Annotated in this window: 14 protein-coding genes; 6 read left to right on the top strand and 8 right to left on the bottom strand. The window is 71.7% G+C overall.

Features of this window, described 5'->3' with window-relative positions; translation table 11 throughout:
• The first annotated feature begins 39 nt into the window (after positions 1 to 39).
• From ORV05_RS05200 to ORV05_RS05185, 4 genes are all read left to right on the top strand, one after another.
• Positions 40 to 1,299 (top strand): sensor histidine kinase, encoded by a 1,260-nt coding sequence (locus ORV05_RS05200; protein ID WP_268757316.1) that lies wholly within the window; start codon positions 40 to 42, stop codon positions 1,297 to 1,299.
• A gap of 1 nt (position 1,300) precedes the next feature.
• Entirely contained in the window at positions 1,301 to 1,945 is a 645-nt protein-coding gene (locus ORV05_RS05195) for a response regulator transcription factor (RefSeq protein WP_268757315.1), read from the top strand.
• Between the two features lie 16 nt (positions 1,946 to 1,961).
• The gene (locus ORV05_RS05190) at positions 1,962 to 2,372 is read left to right on the top strand and encodes a YjbQ family protein (protein WP_268757314.1); all 411 of its coding nucleotides are present in this window, start codon (positions 1,962 to 1,964) and stop codon (positions 2,370 to 2,372) included.
• Positions 2,373 to 2,446: 74 nt separating this feature from the next.
• Entirely contained in the window at positions 2,447 to 3,139 is a 693-nt protein-coding gene (locus ORV05_RS05185) for an HAD family hydrolase (RefSeq protein WP_268757313.1), read from the top strand.
• Positions 3,140 to 3,265: 126 nt separating this feature from the next.
• Here the strand turns inward: ORV05_RS05185 and ORV05_RS05180 are convergent, their stop codons facing one another.
• Positions 3,266 to 5,017, bottom strand: a complete 1,752-nt coding sequence (locus ORV05_RS05180) for a proline--tRNA ligase (RefSeq protein ID WP_268757312.1) — start codon at positions 5,015 to 5,017, stop codon at positions 3,266 to 3,268.
• A 147-nt stretch (positions 5,018 to 5,164) separates the two neighbouring features.
• Between ORV05_RS05180 and ORV05_RS05175 the strand changes: the two genes are divergently transcribed.
• Positions 5,165 to 8,206, top strand: a complete 3,042-nt coding sequence (locus tag ORV05_RS05175; RefSeq protein ID WP_268757311.1) for a BTAD domain-containing putative transcriptional regulator — start codon at positions 5,165 to 5,167, stop codon at positions 8,204 to 8,206.
• A 198-nt stretch (positions 8,207 to 8,404) separates the two neighbouring features.
• Here the strand turns inward: ORV05_RS05175 and ORV05_RS05170 are convergent, their stop codons facing one another.
• The 5 genes from ORV05_RS05170 to ORV05_RS05150 all read right to left on the bottom strand — a co-directional run bounded on the left by ORV05_RS05170 (position 8,405) and on the right by ORV05_RS05150 (position 12,483).
• Complete coding sequence (locus ORV05_RS05170) at positions 8,405 to 9,577, bottom strand: FAD-dependent monooxygenase (protein WP_407652694.1); 1,173 nt, start codon at positions 9,575 to 9,577, stop codon at positions 8,405 to 8,407.
• An 85-nt stretch (positions 9,578 to 9,662) separates the two neighbouring features.
• Positions 9,663 to 9,863: a hypothetical protein gene (locus tag ORV05_RS05165; RefSeq protein ID WP_268757310.1), complete on the bottom strand. Its 201-nt coding sequence runs from the start codon at positions 9,861 to 9,863 to the stop codon at positions 9,663 to 9,665.
• 93 nt (positions 9,864 to 9,956) lie between these two features.
• Positions 9,957 to 10,802 carry a non-homologous end joining protein Ku gene (ku, locus tag ORV05_RS05160; protein WP_268757309.1) on the bottom strand — a complete coding sequence of 282 codons (846 nt, stop codon included), beginning with the start codon at positions 10,800 to 10,802 and terminating at the stop codon, positions 9,957 to 9,959.
• Positions 10,803 to 10,919: 117 nt separating this feature from the next.
• Positions 10,920 to 11,486 carry a TetR/AcrR family transcriptional regulator gene (locus ORV05_RS05155; RefSeq protein WP_268757308.1) on the bottom strand — a complete coding sequence of 189 codons (567 nt, stop codon included), beginning with the start codon at positions 11,484 to 11,486 and terminating at the stop codon, positions 10,920 to 10,922.
• 40 nt (positions 11,487 to 11,526) lie between these two features.
• Positions 11,527 to 12,483, bottom strand: a complete 957-nt coding sequence (locus tag ORV05_RS05150) for an oxidoreductase (RefSeq protein ID WP_326938118.1) — start codon at positions 12,481 to 12,483, stop codon at positions 11,527 to 11,529.
• A gap of 165 nt (positions 12,484 to 12,648) precedes the next feature.
• Here ORV05_RS05150 and ORV05_RS05145 point away from each other — a divergent pair, with 165 nt between their 5' ends.
• The gene (locus tag ORV05_RS05145) at positions 12,649 to 13,098 is read left to right on the top strand and encodes a methylated-DNA--[protein]-cysteine S-methyltransferase (RefSeq protein WP_407652771.1); all 450 of its coding nucleotides are present in this window, start codon (positions 12,649 to 12,651) and stop codon (positions 13,096 to 13,098) included.
• Between the two features lie 116 nt (positions 13,099 to 13,214).
• Here the strand turns inward: ORV05_RS05145 and ORV05_RS05140 are convergent, their stop codons facing one another.
• Both ORV05_RS05140 and ORV05_RS05135 read right to left on the bottom strand, forming a co-directional pair.
• On the bottom strand, positions 13,215 to 14,588 hold the full coding sequence (locus tag ORV05_RS05140) for a vWA domain-containing protein (protein ID WP_268757306.1): 1,374 nt from the start codon (positions 14,586 to 14,588) through the stop codon (positions 13,215 to 13,217).
• Positions 14,585 to 15,472, bottom strand: coding sequence for an AAA family ATPase (locus tag ORV05_RS05135; RefSeq protein ID WP_268757305.1), 888 nt, complete (start codon positions 15,470 to 15,472; stop codon positions 14,585 to 14,587). The genes ORV05_RS05140 and ORV05_RS05135 overlap by 4 nt, the downstream gene beginning before the upstream one ends.
• Positions 15,473 to 15,518: the final 46 nt, after the last annotated feature.

Here is a 15,518-nt window from a genome sequence, read left to right as displayed (position 1 = left end):
GGATGGGCAGGGGCGGTACGCCCGGGGCAAGCTGTCCCGGTGATCGTCTTCCTCTCCCGCGCGCGGGGCGCGCTCGTCCGGCGGAGGTTCCTGGGCGAGCTGGGCTGGGTGCTGCTGGGCCTGCCGCTGACGCTGGTCTGCGTGATCCCGCTGCTTCTCGGGCTCACGCTGGGTGCCGCGCTGTCCCCCCTGTTCCTCGGGCTGCCCCTGCTGGCAGGCGTCCTGATGGGCGCGCGCCGCCTCGGCGCGGCACACCGGCGGCTTGCCCGGTCGCTGCTCGGCCTGCGCATCGCCGAACCCGCCGCGCCCCGGCTCGAGCCGGGCCTGTGGAACTGGGTCAAAGCCCGGGTGGGTGACCGGATCGCCTGGCGCACCCAGGCCTACCTGCTGCTCCGGCTGCCCCTGGCGGCGCTCGGCCTCGCCGTGGGCGGCGCGATGCTGCTCTACGGCCTCGGCGCGCTGTCCTTCCCCCTCACGTGGTTCCTCACGACGGACGGAACGCTGGCCCTGTTCGACATCCATTCCGCGCACTGGGCAGGCACCGTCCCGATCGGCGTGCTCGGCGCGGCGCTCGTGCTGGCCACCCCGTGGGTGCTGCACGCCGTCACCGCGCCGGAGCGCACGCTCGCGCGGAGCCTGCTCGGCCCCACCACGCTGACCGAACGCGTCCTCGACCTGGAACAGCGCCGGACCGACGCGATCGACGACGCCACCACCCGTCTGCGTCGCATCGAACGGGATCTGCACGACGGGGCACAGGCGCAACTGGTGGCGCTGGCGATGAAACTCGGCATCGCACGGGACGAACTGACCAGTGATCCGGTCGACCTGGACACACTGCGGGGGCTGCTCACCACCGCCCACGGCAACGCGAAGCAGGCCATCACGGAATTGCGGGACCTCGCCCGCGGTATCCGGCCACCGGCACTCGACGCGGGGCTCGAGGTGGCGCTGGCGACGCTGGCCGCGCGCAGCGCCGTCGAGGTGCGCCCGCACGTCGACCTGCCGGACCGGCCGAGCCCGGCGATCGAGACCCTGCTGTACTTCAGTGCGGCCGAGTTGGTGACCAACGCGGCGAAGCACGGCGGCGCCGCCGTCGTCCACCTCGAACTGCGCGCGGCCGGGGACTTCCTGCGCCTGACCGTCTCCGACGAGGGGACCGGCGGCGCGCTCCTGACGCCGGGGGGCGGGCTCGCCGGGATCGCCGAGCGGGTGCGTACCGTGGACGGCACGCTGGAGATCGAAAGCCCGGCCGGTGGCCCGACCGTGATCACCGCGCTGGTGCCGAACGGGGGTTGATGTGCGGATCGTGGTGGCGGAGGATTCGGCGGTCCTGCGGGCCGGTCTGGTGGAGCTGCTCACCCTGCGGGGTCACGAGGTGGTGGCCGAGGTCAAGGACGGACACGCGCTGCGTCCCGCCGTCCGGGAGCACCGGCCCGACGTGTCCATTGTGGATATCAGGATGCCGCCGACGTTCACCGACGAGGGCCTGCGCGCGGCACTGGACCTGCGCCGCGAGAACCAGGCGACGCCGCTTCTGCTGTTCTCCCAGTACATCGAGACCTCATACGCGGCCGAACTGCTCGCCGACCGAGCCGGTGGCGTCGGCTACCTCCTCAAGGACCGCGTCGCCGACGTGTCGGACTTCCTCGACGCGCTCCGCCGCGTCGCCGCCGGGGAGACGGTGCTGGACCCCGAGGTGGTCAGCCAGCTGTTCGGCGCGACCAGGAAGACCGACGTGCTGGCCTCGCTGACCGGGCGGGAACGCGACGTGCTCGGGCTGATGGCCCAGGGCCGGTCCAACGCCGCGATCGCCGCCCACCTCCACCTGTCGGCCGGTTCGGTGGAGAAGTACGTCACCCGGCTGTTCGACAAGCTCGGCCTCCCACCGTCCGAAGAGGACAACCGGCGGGTGCTCGCCGTCCTGCGCTACCTTCAGACGTAGTCGTTACGGTGGGGGTATGTACTCCACCGAGATCGAAGTCCGCACCGGCGGCGAAGCCGTGGTGCACGACCTGACCGCCGACGCCGAGTCCTTCCTCCGGCAGGCGGGCGCCCAGGACGGCCTGCTGCACGTGTGGGTGCCGCACGCCACCGCCGGGCTGGCGATCCTGGAGACCGGTGCGGGCAGCGACGAGGACCTCCTCGCCGCACTCGACGAACTGCTCCCCCGCGACAACCGCTGGCGCCACCGGCACGGCAGCGCCGGCCACGGCCGCGACCACGTGCTCCCCGCGTTCCTGCCGCCCTATGCCAGCGTCCCGGTACTGGGCGGGAGGACGGTGCTGGGCACCTGGCAGTCGCTCTGCCTGGTGGACACGAACGTCGACAATCCGCTGCGGCGCGTCCGGTTCAGTTTTCTGGCCGGTTAAAGGATGTTTCGAAGTGGTTCTCGCGGCGCCGCGGAGGGCGCAAGCCGCCGGGGACGCCAGGTACCGTCGGGAGCGTGACCGAACGAAGACTGGTGCTCTGGGACATCGACCAGACCCTCATCGACCTGCACGGCAGCGGACGCGACTGGTATGCCCAGGTCCTCACCGAAGTTCTGGGCATCACGATGACCGGGATGCCCTCGTTCTTCGGCCGCACCGAACTGGCCATCACCTCCGAGGTGCTCGCCTCCTACGGCATCGAGCCCGCGGAGGAAGTGATCCGGAAGGTGTGGGCGGGACTGGTGGCCGTCGCCGAGGCGGCCATGCCGACCATGGCCGAACAGGGACTCGTGCTGCCCGGTGCCGAAGCCGCGCTGGGCGCGCTGGCCCCGCACGAGGGGATCGTGCAGTCACTGGTCACCGGCAACCTGCGGGAGATCGCGTGGCACAAACTCGCCGCGTTCGGCCTGCACCACCACATCGACTTCGAGATCGGCGGGTACGGCTCCCTGTCCGCCGTGCGGGCGGACCTCGTCGCCTACGCCGTCGAACTCGCCGGTGCCCGGCACAGCCCGTACCCGGCCGAGTCCGTGATCGTCATCGGGGACACGCCGCACGACATCGACGCCGCACTCGCACACGACGCGACCGCGATCGGGGTGGCCACCGGCCGGTTCACGGCCGAGGAGCTGACCGGAGCGGGCGCCCACCTCGTCCTGCCCGACCTCACGGACACCGACGCGCTACTGGCGGCCGTCCTCCGCTGACCCGCTTGTGTCCCACCCTCCGGCGCTGCCGTGAGGGCCCCCTCACGGTCGTAAAGGCCGTGAGGGGACCCCTTACAGGAAAGAACGCCAGGGTCCCGGCAAGAGTCCGGCCTGGTCGCGGTGGGGTCAGCCGCGGACGAGCTTCACCAGGTGCGCCACGGCCTCGCCGACCGGGACCTCCTCGCGGTCACCCGAGGCGCGGTCCTTGATCTCGACCAGGCCCTTGGCCAGCCCGCGACCCACCACCAGGATGGTCGGCACGCCGACCAGCTCGGCGTCGGCGAACTTCACGCCCGGCGTGGCCTTGCGGTCGTCGAGCAGCACGCGGATCCCGGCCGCGTCCAGCTCGGCGGCCAGTTCCTGGGCGCCCGCCGCGATCGACTCGTCCTTGCCCGCGATCACCACGTGCACGTCGAACGGCGCCACGGACCGCGGCCACACCAGGCCGAGCTCGTCGTAGTGCTGTTCGGCGATCGCCGCGACGAGGCGGGAAACCCCGATCCCGTAGGAACCCATGGTGATCCGGACCGGCTTCGAGTCGGCGCCGAGCGCGTCCACCTCGAACGCGTCGGTGTACTTGCGGCCGAGCTGGAAGATGTGCCCGATCTCGATGCCGCGGGCGGCGACCAGCGTGCCCTTGCCGTCGGGTGAAGCGTCGCCTTCGCGGACCTCCGCGGCCTCGATGGTGCCGTCCGGCTGGAAGTCGCGGCCTGCCACCAGGTCCACCACGTGGTGGTCGACCTTGTCCGCCCCGGTCACCCAGGCCGTGCCGGTGACGACGCGCGGGTCGACCAGGTAGCGAATCCCGTTGTCCTGCAACGCCTTCGGCCCGATGTAGCCCTTCACCAGGAACGGGTTCGCGGCGAAGTCGGACTCCTCGAGCAGCGCCACCTCCGCCGGCTCCAGCGAGGCTTCGAGCCGCTTCTGGTCGACCTCGCGGTCACCGGGGATGCCGATGCCGAGGATCTCCCACTCGGAGTCGCCGGGACGGCGGATCTTCACCATGACGTTCTTCAGCGTGTCCGCGGCGGTGAACGTGCGGCCGAGGTCGGTCTTGGTGTTGAGGTAGTCGACCAGGGTGGCGATGGTGGGAGTGTTCGGCGTGTGGTGCACCTGGGCCTCGGGCCTGTCCTCCACGGACTGGGCCGCCGGGGCGGGGGTGACCACGGCTTCCACGTTGGCCGCGTAGTCCGAACCGGTGCTGCGGACGTAGGTGTCCTCACCCGTTTCGGCGACCGCGAGGAACTCCTCGGACGCGGAGCCGCCCATCGCGCCCGAGGTCGCGGCCACGATCACGTAATCGAGGCCGAGCCGGTCGAAGATCCTGATGTAGGCGTCGCGGTGCAGCTGGTAGGACCGGGACAGACCCTCGTCGTCCAGGTCGAAGGAGTAGGAGTCCTTCATGACGAACTCGCGGCCCCGCAGGATGCCCGCACGGGGGCGCGCTTCGTCGCGGTACTTGGTCTGGATCTGGTACAGGACCACGGGGTAGTCCTTGTACGAGCTGTACTCGCCCTTCACGGTGAGCGCGAACAGTTCCTCGTGCGTCGGGCCGAGCAGGTAGTCGGCGCCCTTGCGGTCCTTGAGGCGGAACAGGCCCTCGCCGTACTCGGTCCAGCGGCCGGTCTTCTCGTACGGTTCGCGGGGCAGCAGGGCGGGGAACTGGATCTCCTGCGCGCCGATCGCGTCCATCTCCTCGCGCACCACCGTTTCGATGTTGCGCAGCACCCGCAGGCCCAGCGGCAGCCACGAATACCCGCCCGGGGCCACGCGGCGGACGTAGCCTGCGCGCACCAGCAGCTTGTGGCTGGGCACTTCGGCGTCCGCCGGGTCCTCACGCAGGGTGCGAAGGAACAACGACGACATCCTGGTGATCACTGGGGTACTCCTCGGGGTGCGCACGGGCGCTGATAGACGTTCAGCCCAGCGTAGTCAACCCCCCGCGACCCCCGCCCTTCCGGGGCCTCCTGGAGCCGGAGCGGCCGGACGTCCTCCGGTGTACCGCCCGCCGCTACCGTGGTCCGCGTGTGGTTCGGCATCCTGGGGGCGACGCGGGCACTGGCCGAGGACGGGAGCGAACTCCCGCTTGGCGGCCCGCGTCCTCGTGCCCTGCTCGCCCGGCTGCTGCTCGACGCCGGCCGCGTGGTCGGCACGGACAGCCTGCTCGACGCGCTGTACGGGGAAGACCTGCCGCGTGAGGCGGCCAACGCGCTGCAGGCCCAGGTTTCCCGCCTGCGCCGCGTGCTCGGCGGCGGACTTCTCGAGCGTCATCCCGCCGGGTACCGGCTCGTCGTGGACCCCGCCGACGTCGACCTGCACCGGTTCCTGGCCCTGACCGGCGAAGGGCGGCGGGCGCTAACGGCCGGGGAACGGGAGCGGGCCGCCGGGCTGCTGCGGGAGGCGCTCGCGCTGTGGCGCGGCCCGGCGCTCGCCGACGTGACCGCGCCGTTCGCCGAGCCGCAGGCGGCGAAGCTGGCCGAGTCGAGGGTGGCCGCGGTCGAGGACCTGGCCGAGGCCGAGCTGTCGCTGGCGCGGGCCAAGGAGGTCGTCGCGGAGCTCGAGAGGCTCGCAGAAGACCACCCGATCCGGGAACGGCTGCACGCCCTGCTCGTCCGGGCGCTGAGCGCGTCGGGACGGCAGGCCGAGGCCCTGACGGTGTTCGAGCGGATACGGCGGCGGCTGGCCGACGAACTCGGCAGCGACCCGTCCCCGGAACTGGCCGCGGCCCATCTCGCCGTATTGCGGTCGGAGCCGGTCCGGGTGCAGGGGCTTCCCGCCCAGCTGACCAGTTTCGTCGGCCGGGAAGAGGAGTTGGCGAGGATCGGCGAACTGCTCGCGGGCAGGCGCCTGGTCACCCTGACCGGTCCCGGCGGGGCGGGCAAGACGCGGCTCGCGATCGAAGCGAGCGGGCGGCAGACCGGCGAAGCCTGTTTCGTGGACCTCGCGCCGCTGCGGGACGGCAGCGCCCTTCCCCAGGCCGTGCTGGACGCGCTCGGGCTGCGCGAGAGCGCGTTGTTCGGCGCGCCGGGCCAGGCCGGGGCCGCCGAACGGATCACCGCCGCGTTGGCCGACCGCCGCCTGCTGCTGGTGTTCGACAACTGCGAGCACGTCATCGCCGAAGCCGCCGCACTCGTGCACCGGCTGCTCACCGGCTGTCCCGGTCTGCGGGTGATCGCCACCAGCCGCGAGCCGCTCGGCATCACCGGCGAGGCCCTGTGCCCGGTGCCGCCGCTGCCCGCGTCCTCGGCGACCCGCCTGTTCCTGGACCGCGCCGCCACGGTTTCGGAGCCGGTCACGGAGGCCGGGACCGATACGGTGGCGAGGATCTGCGCCGCCCTCGACGGGCTGCCGCTGGCGATCGAGCTCGCCGCCGCCCGGCTGCGCACGATCCCGTTGCCGCGTCTGGAAGACCGTCTCGACGACCGGTTCCGCCTGCTGTCCCGGGGCAGCCGGACGGCCGCGCCCCGCCAGCAGACGCTGCGCGCCGTGGTCGGGTGGAGCTGGGACCTGCTCGGCGAAGACGAACAACGGCTGCTGCGGCGGCTGGCCGTGTTCGCGGGCGGCACCACGGCCGAAGCGGCGGCCCGGGTGTGCGGGGTGTCCGAAGTGGACGCCGAGGACCTGCTCGCCGGACTGGCGGAGAAATCGCTGGTCGAACCCGCGAACGAGCGGTACCGGCTGCTGGAGACCATCCGGGCCTATGCCGCCGAGCGGCTCGGCGAGGCCGGGGAGCGGGACGTCCTGGCCCGGGCGCACGCCGAGTACTTCCTCGACCTCGCCCGCACCGCCGAGCCCTTCCTGCGCCGCGCCGAGCAGCTCGTCTGGCTGGCCCGGCTGACCGCCGAACACGCCAACCTGCACGCCGCCCTGCACTGGGCGGTGGACGCCGACCCCGGGCTGGCGCTCCGGCTGCTCGGGGTGCTGTCCTCGTACTGGCGCCTGCGCGGCGTCATCAGCGAGGTCACCCCACTGGCCGCGCGCCTGCTGGAACGGCTCGGCCCACGTGTGCCCGAGGGGCTGGAAGAGGAGTACGTGCTCACCGTGCTCGCCACCGGTCCCTCCGAAGTGGACGGACATCGGCGGCGGGCGGACCAGGTCATGCGCACGCTGCGGGGACCGGTGCGGCTGCCGCACCTGCTCGTGGCCTGGGCCCTGTTCGCGGGCCCGCCGGAACCGGGAGAACCGCTGAGCCCGCTGAACCAGCAGTTCGCCACCACCGACGACCCCTGGTTCCAGGCACTGGCCCACTTCTCGCTGAGCTACCTGCAGGTGTTCAACGGGAATCCGGCCGCCGCGGAACCGCAGTTCGAGGCCGCGCTCGAGCTGTTCCGCTCGGTGGGCGACCGCTGGGGCATGGCCCAGGTCCTCGACGGGCTGGCCACCCTCACCGAGCTCGGCGGTAACCGGGAACACGCCGTGGCGCTCACGGACGAAGCCATCGCACTGGTCGGGCAGCTCGGCGCGATCGAGGAACTGGCCGAACTGTGGGGGCGGCGGGCCCTGCGGCTGCGGTGCACCGACCCCGAGGCCGCGCGCGCCGACTTCGAACGCTCCGCCGAACTCGCCCACCGTGCCGGTATCCGCGCGGTCCTCGCACTGGCCCACCTGGGACTGGGTGACCTGGAGCGGTGGGGCGGCAGGCTCGCCGAAGCCCGCCGCCGGTACGAGCAGGCACTGGGCGAATGCGGGACGGACTGGCAGAGCAGGGGCGCCCGCTCACGGATCCTGACCGCGCTCGGCCGCCTCGAACAGGCGGAGGGCAGGCGGGCCCCGGCCCGCGACCACCACCGCGCGGCGATCGAGATCGCCGCGGAAAACCAGATCCACACGGATCTGGTCGAAGCCACCGAAGGAGCGGCCGGACTGCTCCTGCTGGAAGGGAACCCGGCCGCGGCGGCCCGGCTGCTCGGCATCTCCGTGGCCCTGCGCGGTGCCCCGCTGCCGGACGAACCGGATCTCCGCTCCCTGAAGGAGCGACTCGGCACCTCTCACGAGCGTGAGTTCGCCGAGGGCCTGGCGATGGACCGGGAGGCCGCCACCGCCCACCTCCACCACCTCTTCCCCTGAGGCGACGGATTGCGCTCACGCGCCTGTGTCCCACGCTCCCGCGACACTGCCGTGAGGGTTCCCCTCACGGTCGATACGGCCAGGGCCCCGGCGAAGTCGTGTCGCTCCGCCGCGCGTGTCCCAGGGCCAGGGGCGTGCCCTCAAGGTGGCCTTGAGGGCGTTTATGACCCTGAAGGCGACCTTCAGGGCATGCCTTGCTCAGTAGTCCTTGAGGGAGAGGGTGTTCGCGGCCTTGAGGGCCATCCGCCGGAACAGGCCCAGCAGCGGCTGCCTGCCCAGGAAGCGGTAGGCGCGGTTGCGGCTCCGGATCTTCGCCTCGGTCGCCGGGGCGAGGAACGGCCCCGCGCCCTTCGCCTGCTTCAACCCGGCCTCCGCCGCCGCCCGGACCTCCTGCTCGTAGCGGGCGAACGCGATGCGGTGATCCCCGCCCGCCGCGGCTAGTTCCCCGGCCAGTACGTAGGCCGCCATCATCGCGAGCCCGGTCCCGCCGCCACCCGGCCCCGCGCCCCACGCCGCGTCCCCCAGCAGCACCACCCGGCCGTGGCTGTAGTGCTCCAGCCGCATCTGGCACAGCGAGTCGAAGTACAGGTCGTCGGCCTTGTCCAGGCCTTCGAGCAGCGTGGGCACCTGCCAGCCGAGCCCGCGGAACCGGTCGTGCACGATCTTCTTCTGCTGCTCGGCGTCGTGGCGGTCGTAGTCCAGCCCTTCGGCGGCGAAGTAGAAGCCCACCGAGATCTCGGCGCCGCCGGGTTTCGGGGCCACCATCACGCCGCGTCCGGGAGCGTTGTAGATCAGCCCGTCGCTGGTGACTCCCAGGTGGTTGGGTGCACTGAACCCGGCGATGTGATAGCCGGAATCGGTGCGGAACCGGGATTCGGGGCCGAAGGCCAGGTGCCGCACTCCCGAGTGCATCCCGTCCGCGCCGACCACGAGGTCGAACTTCGCGGGCGCGGCGTGCGCGAAGCCCACCTCCACCCCGTCGCCCACCTCGCGCAGCGACGTGATCCAGTCGCCGAACCGGTAGTCGGTGTGGTCCTTGGTCCTTTCGTACATCAGGCGGCTGAGGTCGCCGCGCAGGATCTCCACCTCGCCGCTGAAGAACTCGGGGGGCAGGGTGGCCCTCGTCGCGCCCTCGTCGTCCACGACGCGCTGCGGCCCGGTGGGCGTCTGGTGGCGCCGCACGTCCTCCAGCAGACCGGACCGCCGCAGGATGTCCATCTGGTTGCCCCGGAAGTCCACCGCCTGCCCGCCTTCCCGCAGGGCGGGCGCCCGCTCCACGACGGTGGCGGCGAAACCCCGGCGGTGCAGCCACAGGGCCAGCATCGGGCCGGCGACCCCGGCACCGGAAATCAGGATGTTCAGCTTGCGCACGATCTTTCTCCTTCGTCGCTCTCGGTGTGTGTCCGAGAGTCACCGAAGGCGCTGACCGTTTCCTGACCGTGCGCTGACCGCCCTGTCAGGACGCCCGGGCGAACTCCTCGACGGCGGCGGTGCAGGCGCAGCCGCCCTCGATCTCCGTGCAGGTGATGCGCAGGGTGTGGCGGGCTTCGTCCAGGTCACGGCAGTCCGGCTCGGTGCACTCGACCGAACCGTCCTCGTGCAGGATCACCGTGCCGTGGCAGTGGTCGAGGTCACTCGAACAGCCGGCACACTCCATGATCGACACCCTTCACCCGGTTCACTTGACGGTCCTTCGTATCATCCGGTCCGCCGCGCCGCGGGGAGGGGGTGCCCGGCGTGTCGCCGGTGCTCAGGCGCTTTTGGGAGTTCTCCGGGTGCCGGTCTTCTTGGCCGCCGGTTTGCGGGCCGCGGGCTTGCGCGCCTTCTTCGCCTCCGACACGCTCGCCTCGAGTGCCGCCATGAGGTCCACCACCTCGGTCTTCGCGGCCTTCGCGCGGGGTTTCGTGGTGGCCTTGCCCTCGACCTTCGCCTCGATCACCGCCTCCAGCGCCTCGCGGTACTGGTCGGAGTACTTGTCCGGGTCGAACACCGGTTCCGACAGCGAGTCGATCAGGGAACCGGCCATGCTCAGCTCCTGCGGCCGCACCTGTGGCGGCTCGTCGTCGAGGAAGCCGAAGTCGGGCCTGCGCACCTCGTCCGGCCACAGCATGGTCGTCATCACCAGGACGTCGGCGTGCACCCGCAGGAGCGCGAGCGTCTCACGCTGGCGCAGCGCGACCTTGGCGATCGCCACCTGACCGGACTTCTGCAACGCGTCCCGCAGCAACACGTACGGCTTGACCGCGGGTTTCTGGGGTTCGAGGTAGTAGTGCCGGTCGTAGTGGAGCGGGTCGACCGCCTCCAGGGGCACGAACTCCAGCACGTCGATCACGTTGGAGCTGGACAGGGGCAGGCTGTCGAGGTCGGCGTCGGTCAGCACCACCATCTCGCCGTCGTCCAGCTCGTAGCCCTTGGCTATCTCGCTGTAGGGCACCTCGACGTTTTCGACCGAGCAGAACCGCTTGTACTGGATCCGGCCGCCGTCGGACTCGTGGACCTGCCGCAGCGAGACGTTCTTGTTCTCCGTGGCCGCGTACAGGTGGATCGGGATGGTGACCAGTCCGAACGAAACGGATCCCTTCCACATCGATCGCATCGCAAGCTGCCTCCCGCTCGTGGCGACATAACCCCAGGTCATTGACCGTACGCCGGGTAACGCGATGGGACTAGTCGGCGAGGCGGGGCGCTCGCCCGGGAGCCGCGAGGGGACCCCTCACGGCAGCGCCGGGGCAGCCGCGTGGAGGAGGGTGACGGCGGCGGCGCGGGCGTGGCGGGCGGGTTCGGTGGTGCCGAAGATGCCCGCGGTGACCATCGCGCCCTCGGCCAGCAGGAACAGTTGCTCGGTGAGCGCCTCCGGCAGCCCGGCGGCGCCGACCAGCCCGCGCAGGTATCCACGGAACGCCTCCTTGTGGCGCCGGGCCTGCCGGGCCACTCCGGCCGAGACCGCGCCCAGCTCGCCATGGGAGTTGATCCACGCGCAGCCCCGGAACCCCGGCTCGGCGAACCAGCGTTCCAGCCAGTCGAACACCGCGAGAACCCGCTCACGCGGGTCTTCCACCGTCTCGACGTGCCCGCCGAGGCGCTGCCGCCATCGGGTGTCCCGCCGCTCCAGGTAGGCCTCGACGAGCTGTTCCTTGGCGGGAAACACCTGGTACAGCCGTTTCAGCGAGACTCCGGAAGCGGCGCGGATGTCGTCCATGCCGACCGTCTGGATGCCCCGGGCGTAAAACAGATCCTCGGCCGCGTCGAGCAGCCGGGTCCGCGCGATGTCGCGATCCATCACACCTCACTGTCGAGAACCGTCGTTCTCGACTGTAGCGCTACCGCCCGAACGGGTACCGCACCCCGGTGAGCCGTTCGGATTCCCGCCAGAGCCGGGCCCCCGCCGCCGCGTCCCGTGCCCGCACGCCGGGCCGCACCCGCACCGGGTATCCGGTGAACTGCCCGAACCCACCCGGCCCGTAGTAGTCGCCGCCCCGCGCGGCCGGATCGGCCGCGGCCCGCACCGTCGCCAGCGCCCCGATCTCGGGGTCCTGGATGAACCACGAGGTCACCGGCCTGGTCCGCTTGCCGAGCAGCAGCGCGCGCAGCAGGCGGTTCATGTCGCGGCCGAACTCGGTGCGGGCGTTGCCGGGATGCGCGGCCAGCGCCACGGTCGGCGCCACGGTCGGCGCCCCGGCGGCGGCAAGGCGGCGGTTCAGCTCGAAGGTGAACATCAGATTCGCCAGTTTGGACTGGAAATAGGCGGGCCAGCGCCGGTAACCGGACGTGAAGTGCGGATCGCCGAAGCGGATGCGGCCCGCGAGATGACCGATGCTGCTCACCGTCACCACGCGGGAGCCCGGCGCCGCCAGCAGCCGGTCCAGCACCAGGCCGGTGAAGGCGAACGGACCCAGATGGTTGGTGGCGAGGGTGCACTCGAAACCGTCCTCGGTGACCCGCAGGACCGGCCGCATCCCACCCGCGTTGTTGACCAGGAGGTCGATCCGTTCGTGCTCGGCCCGCAGCCGGTCCGCGGCCCGGTGCACCGAGGCCTGGGAAGCGAGATCCAGGGCCAGCGTGGCGACCCGGCCCCCCGGTGCCACGGCCCGGATCCGCTGCGCGGCCGCGGCGGCCTTGGCCGCGTCCCGGCAGGCCAGTACGACCGTCGCACCGCGCTCGGCGAGCATCCGCGCGGTCTCGAACCCGAGCCCGGTGTTGGCGCCGGTCACCACCGCCGTCCTGCCGTGTTGCGCGGGTACGGCATCTGCCGTCCACGGTCGGGAAGTGATCAGCACGAGCAGCAGCGTAAGCGCGGCGCGGACTGGCCGGTACCCGTCTTCGGTGACGGCGATGTCGTTTTTCCGCCAGCCAAACGGCTGCGCAGGCGAAAGACTGGCACCGTGAAGTACACCGTTGTGGACAGTCCCGTGGGGCCGCTCACGCTCGTCGGCGAAGACGGCATGCTGTCCGGCCTGTATATGCACGAACAACGGCACCGCCCGCCGCAGGAGCGTTTCGGCGAGGAGGATCCGGCCGGATTCGGTGCGGTGAAGGAGCAGCTCGCCGAATACTTCACTGGGGAACGCACGGCCTTCGACCTGCCCCTGCGCCTGCACGGCACCCCGTTCCAGCGCGTGGTGTGGGAGGCGTTGCGGGAAATCCCTTACGGGGAGACGACGTCCTACGGCGAACTCGCCGAGCGGATCGGACGGCCGGGGGCGGCACGGGCAGTGGGTCTCGCCAACGGCAAGAACCCGGTCGGCATCATCGTGCCCTGCCACCGCGTCATCGGCTCCTCCGGCGCGCTCACCGGCTACGGCGGGGGGATCGCGGTGAAACGATCCCTGCTCGCTTTCGAGCGCGCACCGGAACTCACGCTGTTCTCCGCGCCGGATCGCACTTTGACGTAAAAGTGCGATCCGGCGCCTGGCGGGTTCCCTCAAGGTCGCTTTGAGGGCGCTTATGACCCTGAAGGCCACCTTCAGGGCACGCCTGCTCGGCCCGAACGGGGAACTCGGCGATCTTCTCAAGTGGGGAGCAGATCGGTGACGAGCCGGGCCAGCTGCCGCAGGTTCCGGCATTCGTGCATCGGCACCACGCGCCCGTACTCGAGCGCGGCGGAATCCCCGGTTCCCCAGGTGGAACGGGGTTCGGGGTTGAGCCAGTGCACGTGCCGCGCCCGGTCCGCGATCTCCCGCACCGCCGCGAGGTTCGGATCGCCGCCGTTGGTCCTGGCGTCCCCGAGGATCAGCACCGAGGTGCGCGGCCCGATCGCGTCGGAGAACCCTTCCACGAAACTGGCGAGCGAATCGCCGTAGTCGCTGCTCATCCCCCACCGGGTCAGCCGGGCCTCGGTCAGGATGCGGCGCGCCAGCCCTTCCGGATCGTCGGATCCGGCCGCCACCAGCCGCGTGATCTCGTCGGTCAGCTCGACGAAGGCGAACGAGCGGACCTTGCTGAACTGGTCGGCCAGCGCCTGCACGAGCAGCAGCGTGAACTGCGCGAACCCGGCCACCGACCCGGACACGTCGCACAGCAGCACCAGTTCCGGCCTGCCCGGCCGCCGGGCCCGCAGCGCCGGGCGCATCGGCACCCCGCCGGTGGCCAGCGAGCGGCGCAGGGTGCGGCGCAGATCGATCTGCCCGCGCCGGGCCCTGCGGCGGCGCGCGGCGAGCCGGGTGGCGAGCTTGCGGGACAACGGCTGGATGGTGCGCCGCAGTTCGGCCAGCTGCTCGCGGTTGGCGTTGCTGAAGCTCACCAGGTCGGTCTGCGGCGCGACCGCGTGCTTGGCGATGCGGTCCCGCCCCCGCAGTTCCGCGGTCCGGCGGCGGGCCTCGGCCTGGACGAACTCGCGGAACGTGGCGATCCGCGACTGCGCCTCCTGCCGCGCGATCCCCTCGCCCAGCCCGGTCCCCGGCTCCCCGCGGATCGCGGCGAGCACGCGGTCCAGCAGCGCGTCGGGCCGGACCTGTTGCAACGTCTGGTAAGCCGACCAGCCGCTCATCCCCCCGGCGCCCGCGCCGCCCTGCCCGCCCTGGCCGTACTGCCCGAACACCTCGACCCCGGACGCGGCGAGCGCCCGCAGGCGGTGCGTGTCGCCCTCGGCGAGTGCGACGACCAGGCGCTCTCGCAGCCCGGCCAGTTCCCCGTGCTCCTCGCGGGTCTCGGCACTGCCCACCGCGACAGGGAAGAACAGATCGAACAGCGCGTCGAAGGTGGTCCGCTGCCCGGACCGGCGCAGCAGGGTCGCGGCCAGCGCCGAGCGCAGCTGTTCCCGGTCGGCCAGGCCCAGCACCGCGACCGCGGCCGCGGCGTCCACCGTCTCCCCCGGGCCCACCGCGATCCCGTGCTCGCGCAGCGCGCCCACGAACTCCACCAGCCGGTGCGGCAGCCCGGTCACGACGAGGCCCGGTCCAGCAGCCGGTCCAGCCGCAACTCGGCGGCGGCCTTGCGGTGATCGGCCTGGTACTTGAGGATCACGCCGAGGCTGGCCTCGACCACGCTCTCGTCGAGCGTGTCCGCGCCCAGCGCCAGCAGCGTGCGCGCCCAGTCGACCGATTCCGCGATCGACGGCGCCTTGCGCAGCTCCATCGCACGCAGCGCGCCCACCACCCGCACCAGCGAATCCGCGAGCTTCGCGTCCAGGGCGGGCACCTTGAGCGTGACGATGTCGCGTTCCAGCTCGGGAGACGGGAAATCCAGGTGCAGGAACAGACACCGCCGCTTCAGCGCCTCCGACAGCTCCCGCGTCGCGTTCGAGGTGAGCAGCACGAACGGGCGGCGGGTGGCGGTGATCGTACCGAGTTCGGGCACCGTGACCTGGAAGTCGCCGAGGACCTCCAGCAACAGGCCCTCCACCTCCACGTCGGCCTTGTCCGCCTCGTCGATCAGCAGCACCGTGGGATCCGGATTGCGGATCGCCTTGAGCAGCGGGCGGGCCAGCAGGAACTCCTCGCTGAACACCTGATCCCGCGCTTCCTCCCAGGCCTCGTCGCGCCCGGCGGTGATGCGCAGCAACTGCTTGGCGTGGTTCCACTCGTACAGCGCCCGCGCCTCGTCGATGCCCTCATAGCACTGGAGGCGGATCAGCTCGCTGCCGGTCACCTCCGCCAGCGCCCTGGCCAGCTCGGTCTTGCCGACCCCGGCGGGTCCCTCGACCAGCAGCGGCTTGCCAAGGCGGTCCGCGAGGAACACCGTGGTCGCCACCGGTGTGGAGGCGAGGTAGCCGGCCCCGGCGAGGCGCTCCACAACCTCGTCCACCGAACCGAACAGCGGTTCCTGCATCCACGCCTCCCTGGGGTCCGCAACCGTCCCATTGTCGACGGCCGGT

This window comes from Amycolatopsis cynarae (genome assembly GCF_026802195.1).
GTDB lineage: Bacteria > Actinomycetota > Actinomycetes > Mycobacteriales > Pseudonocardiaceae > Amycolatopsis_E > Amycolatopsis_E rhizosphaerae.
This window is presented reverse-complemented; position numbering and strand designations above follow the sequence as displayed.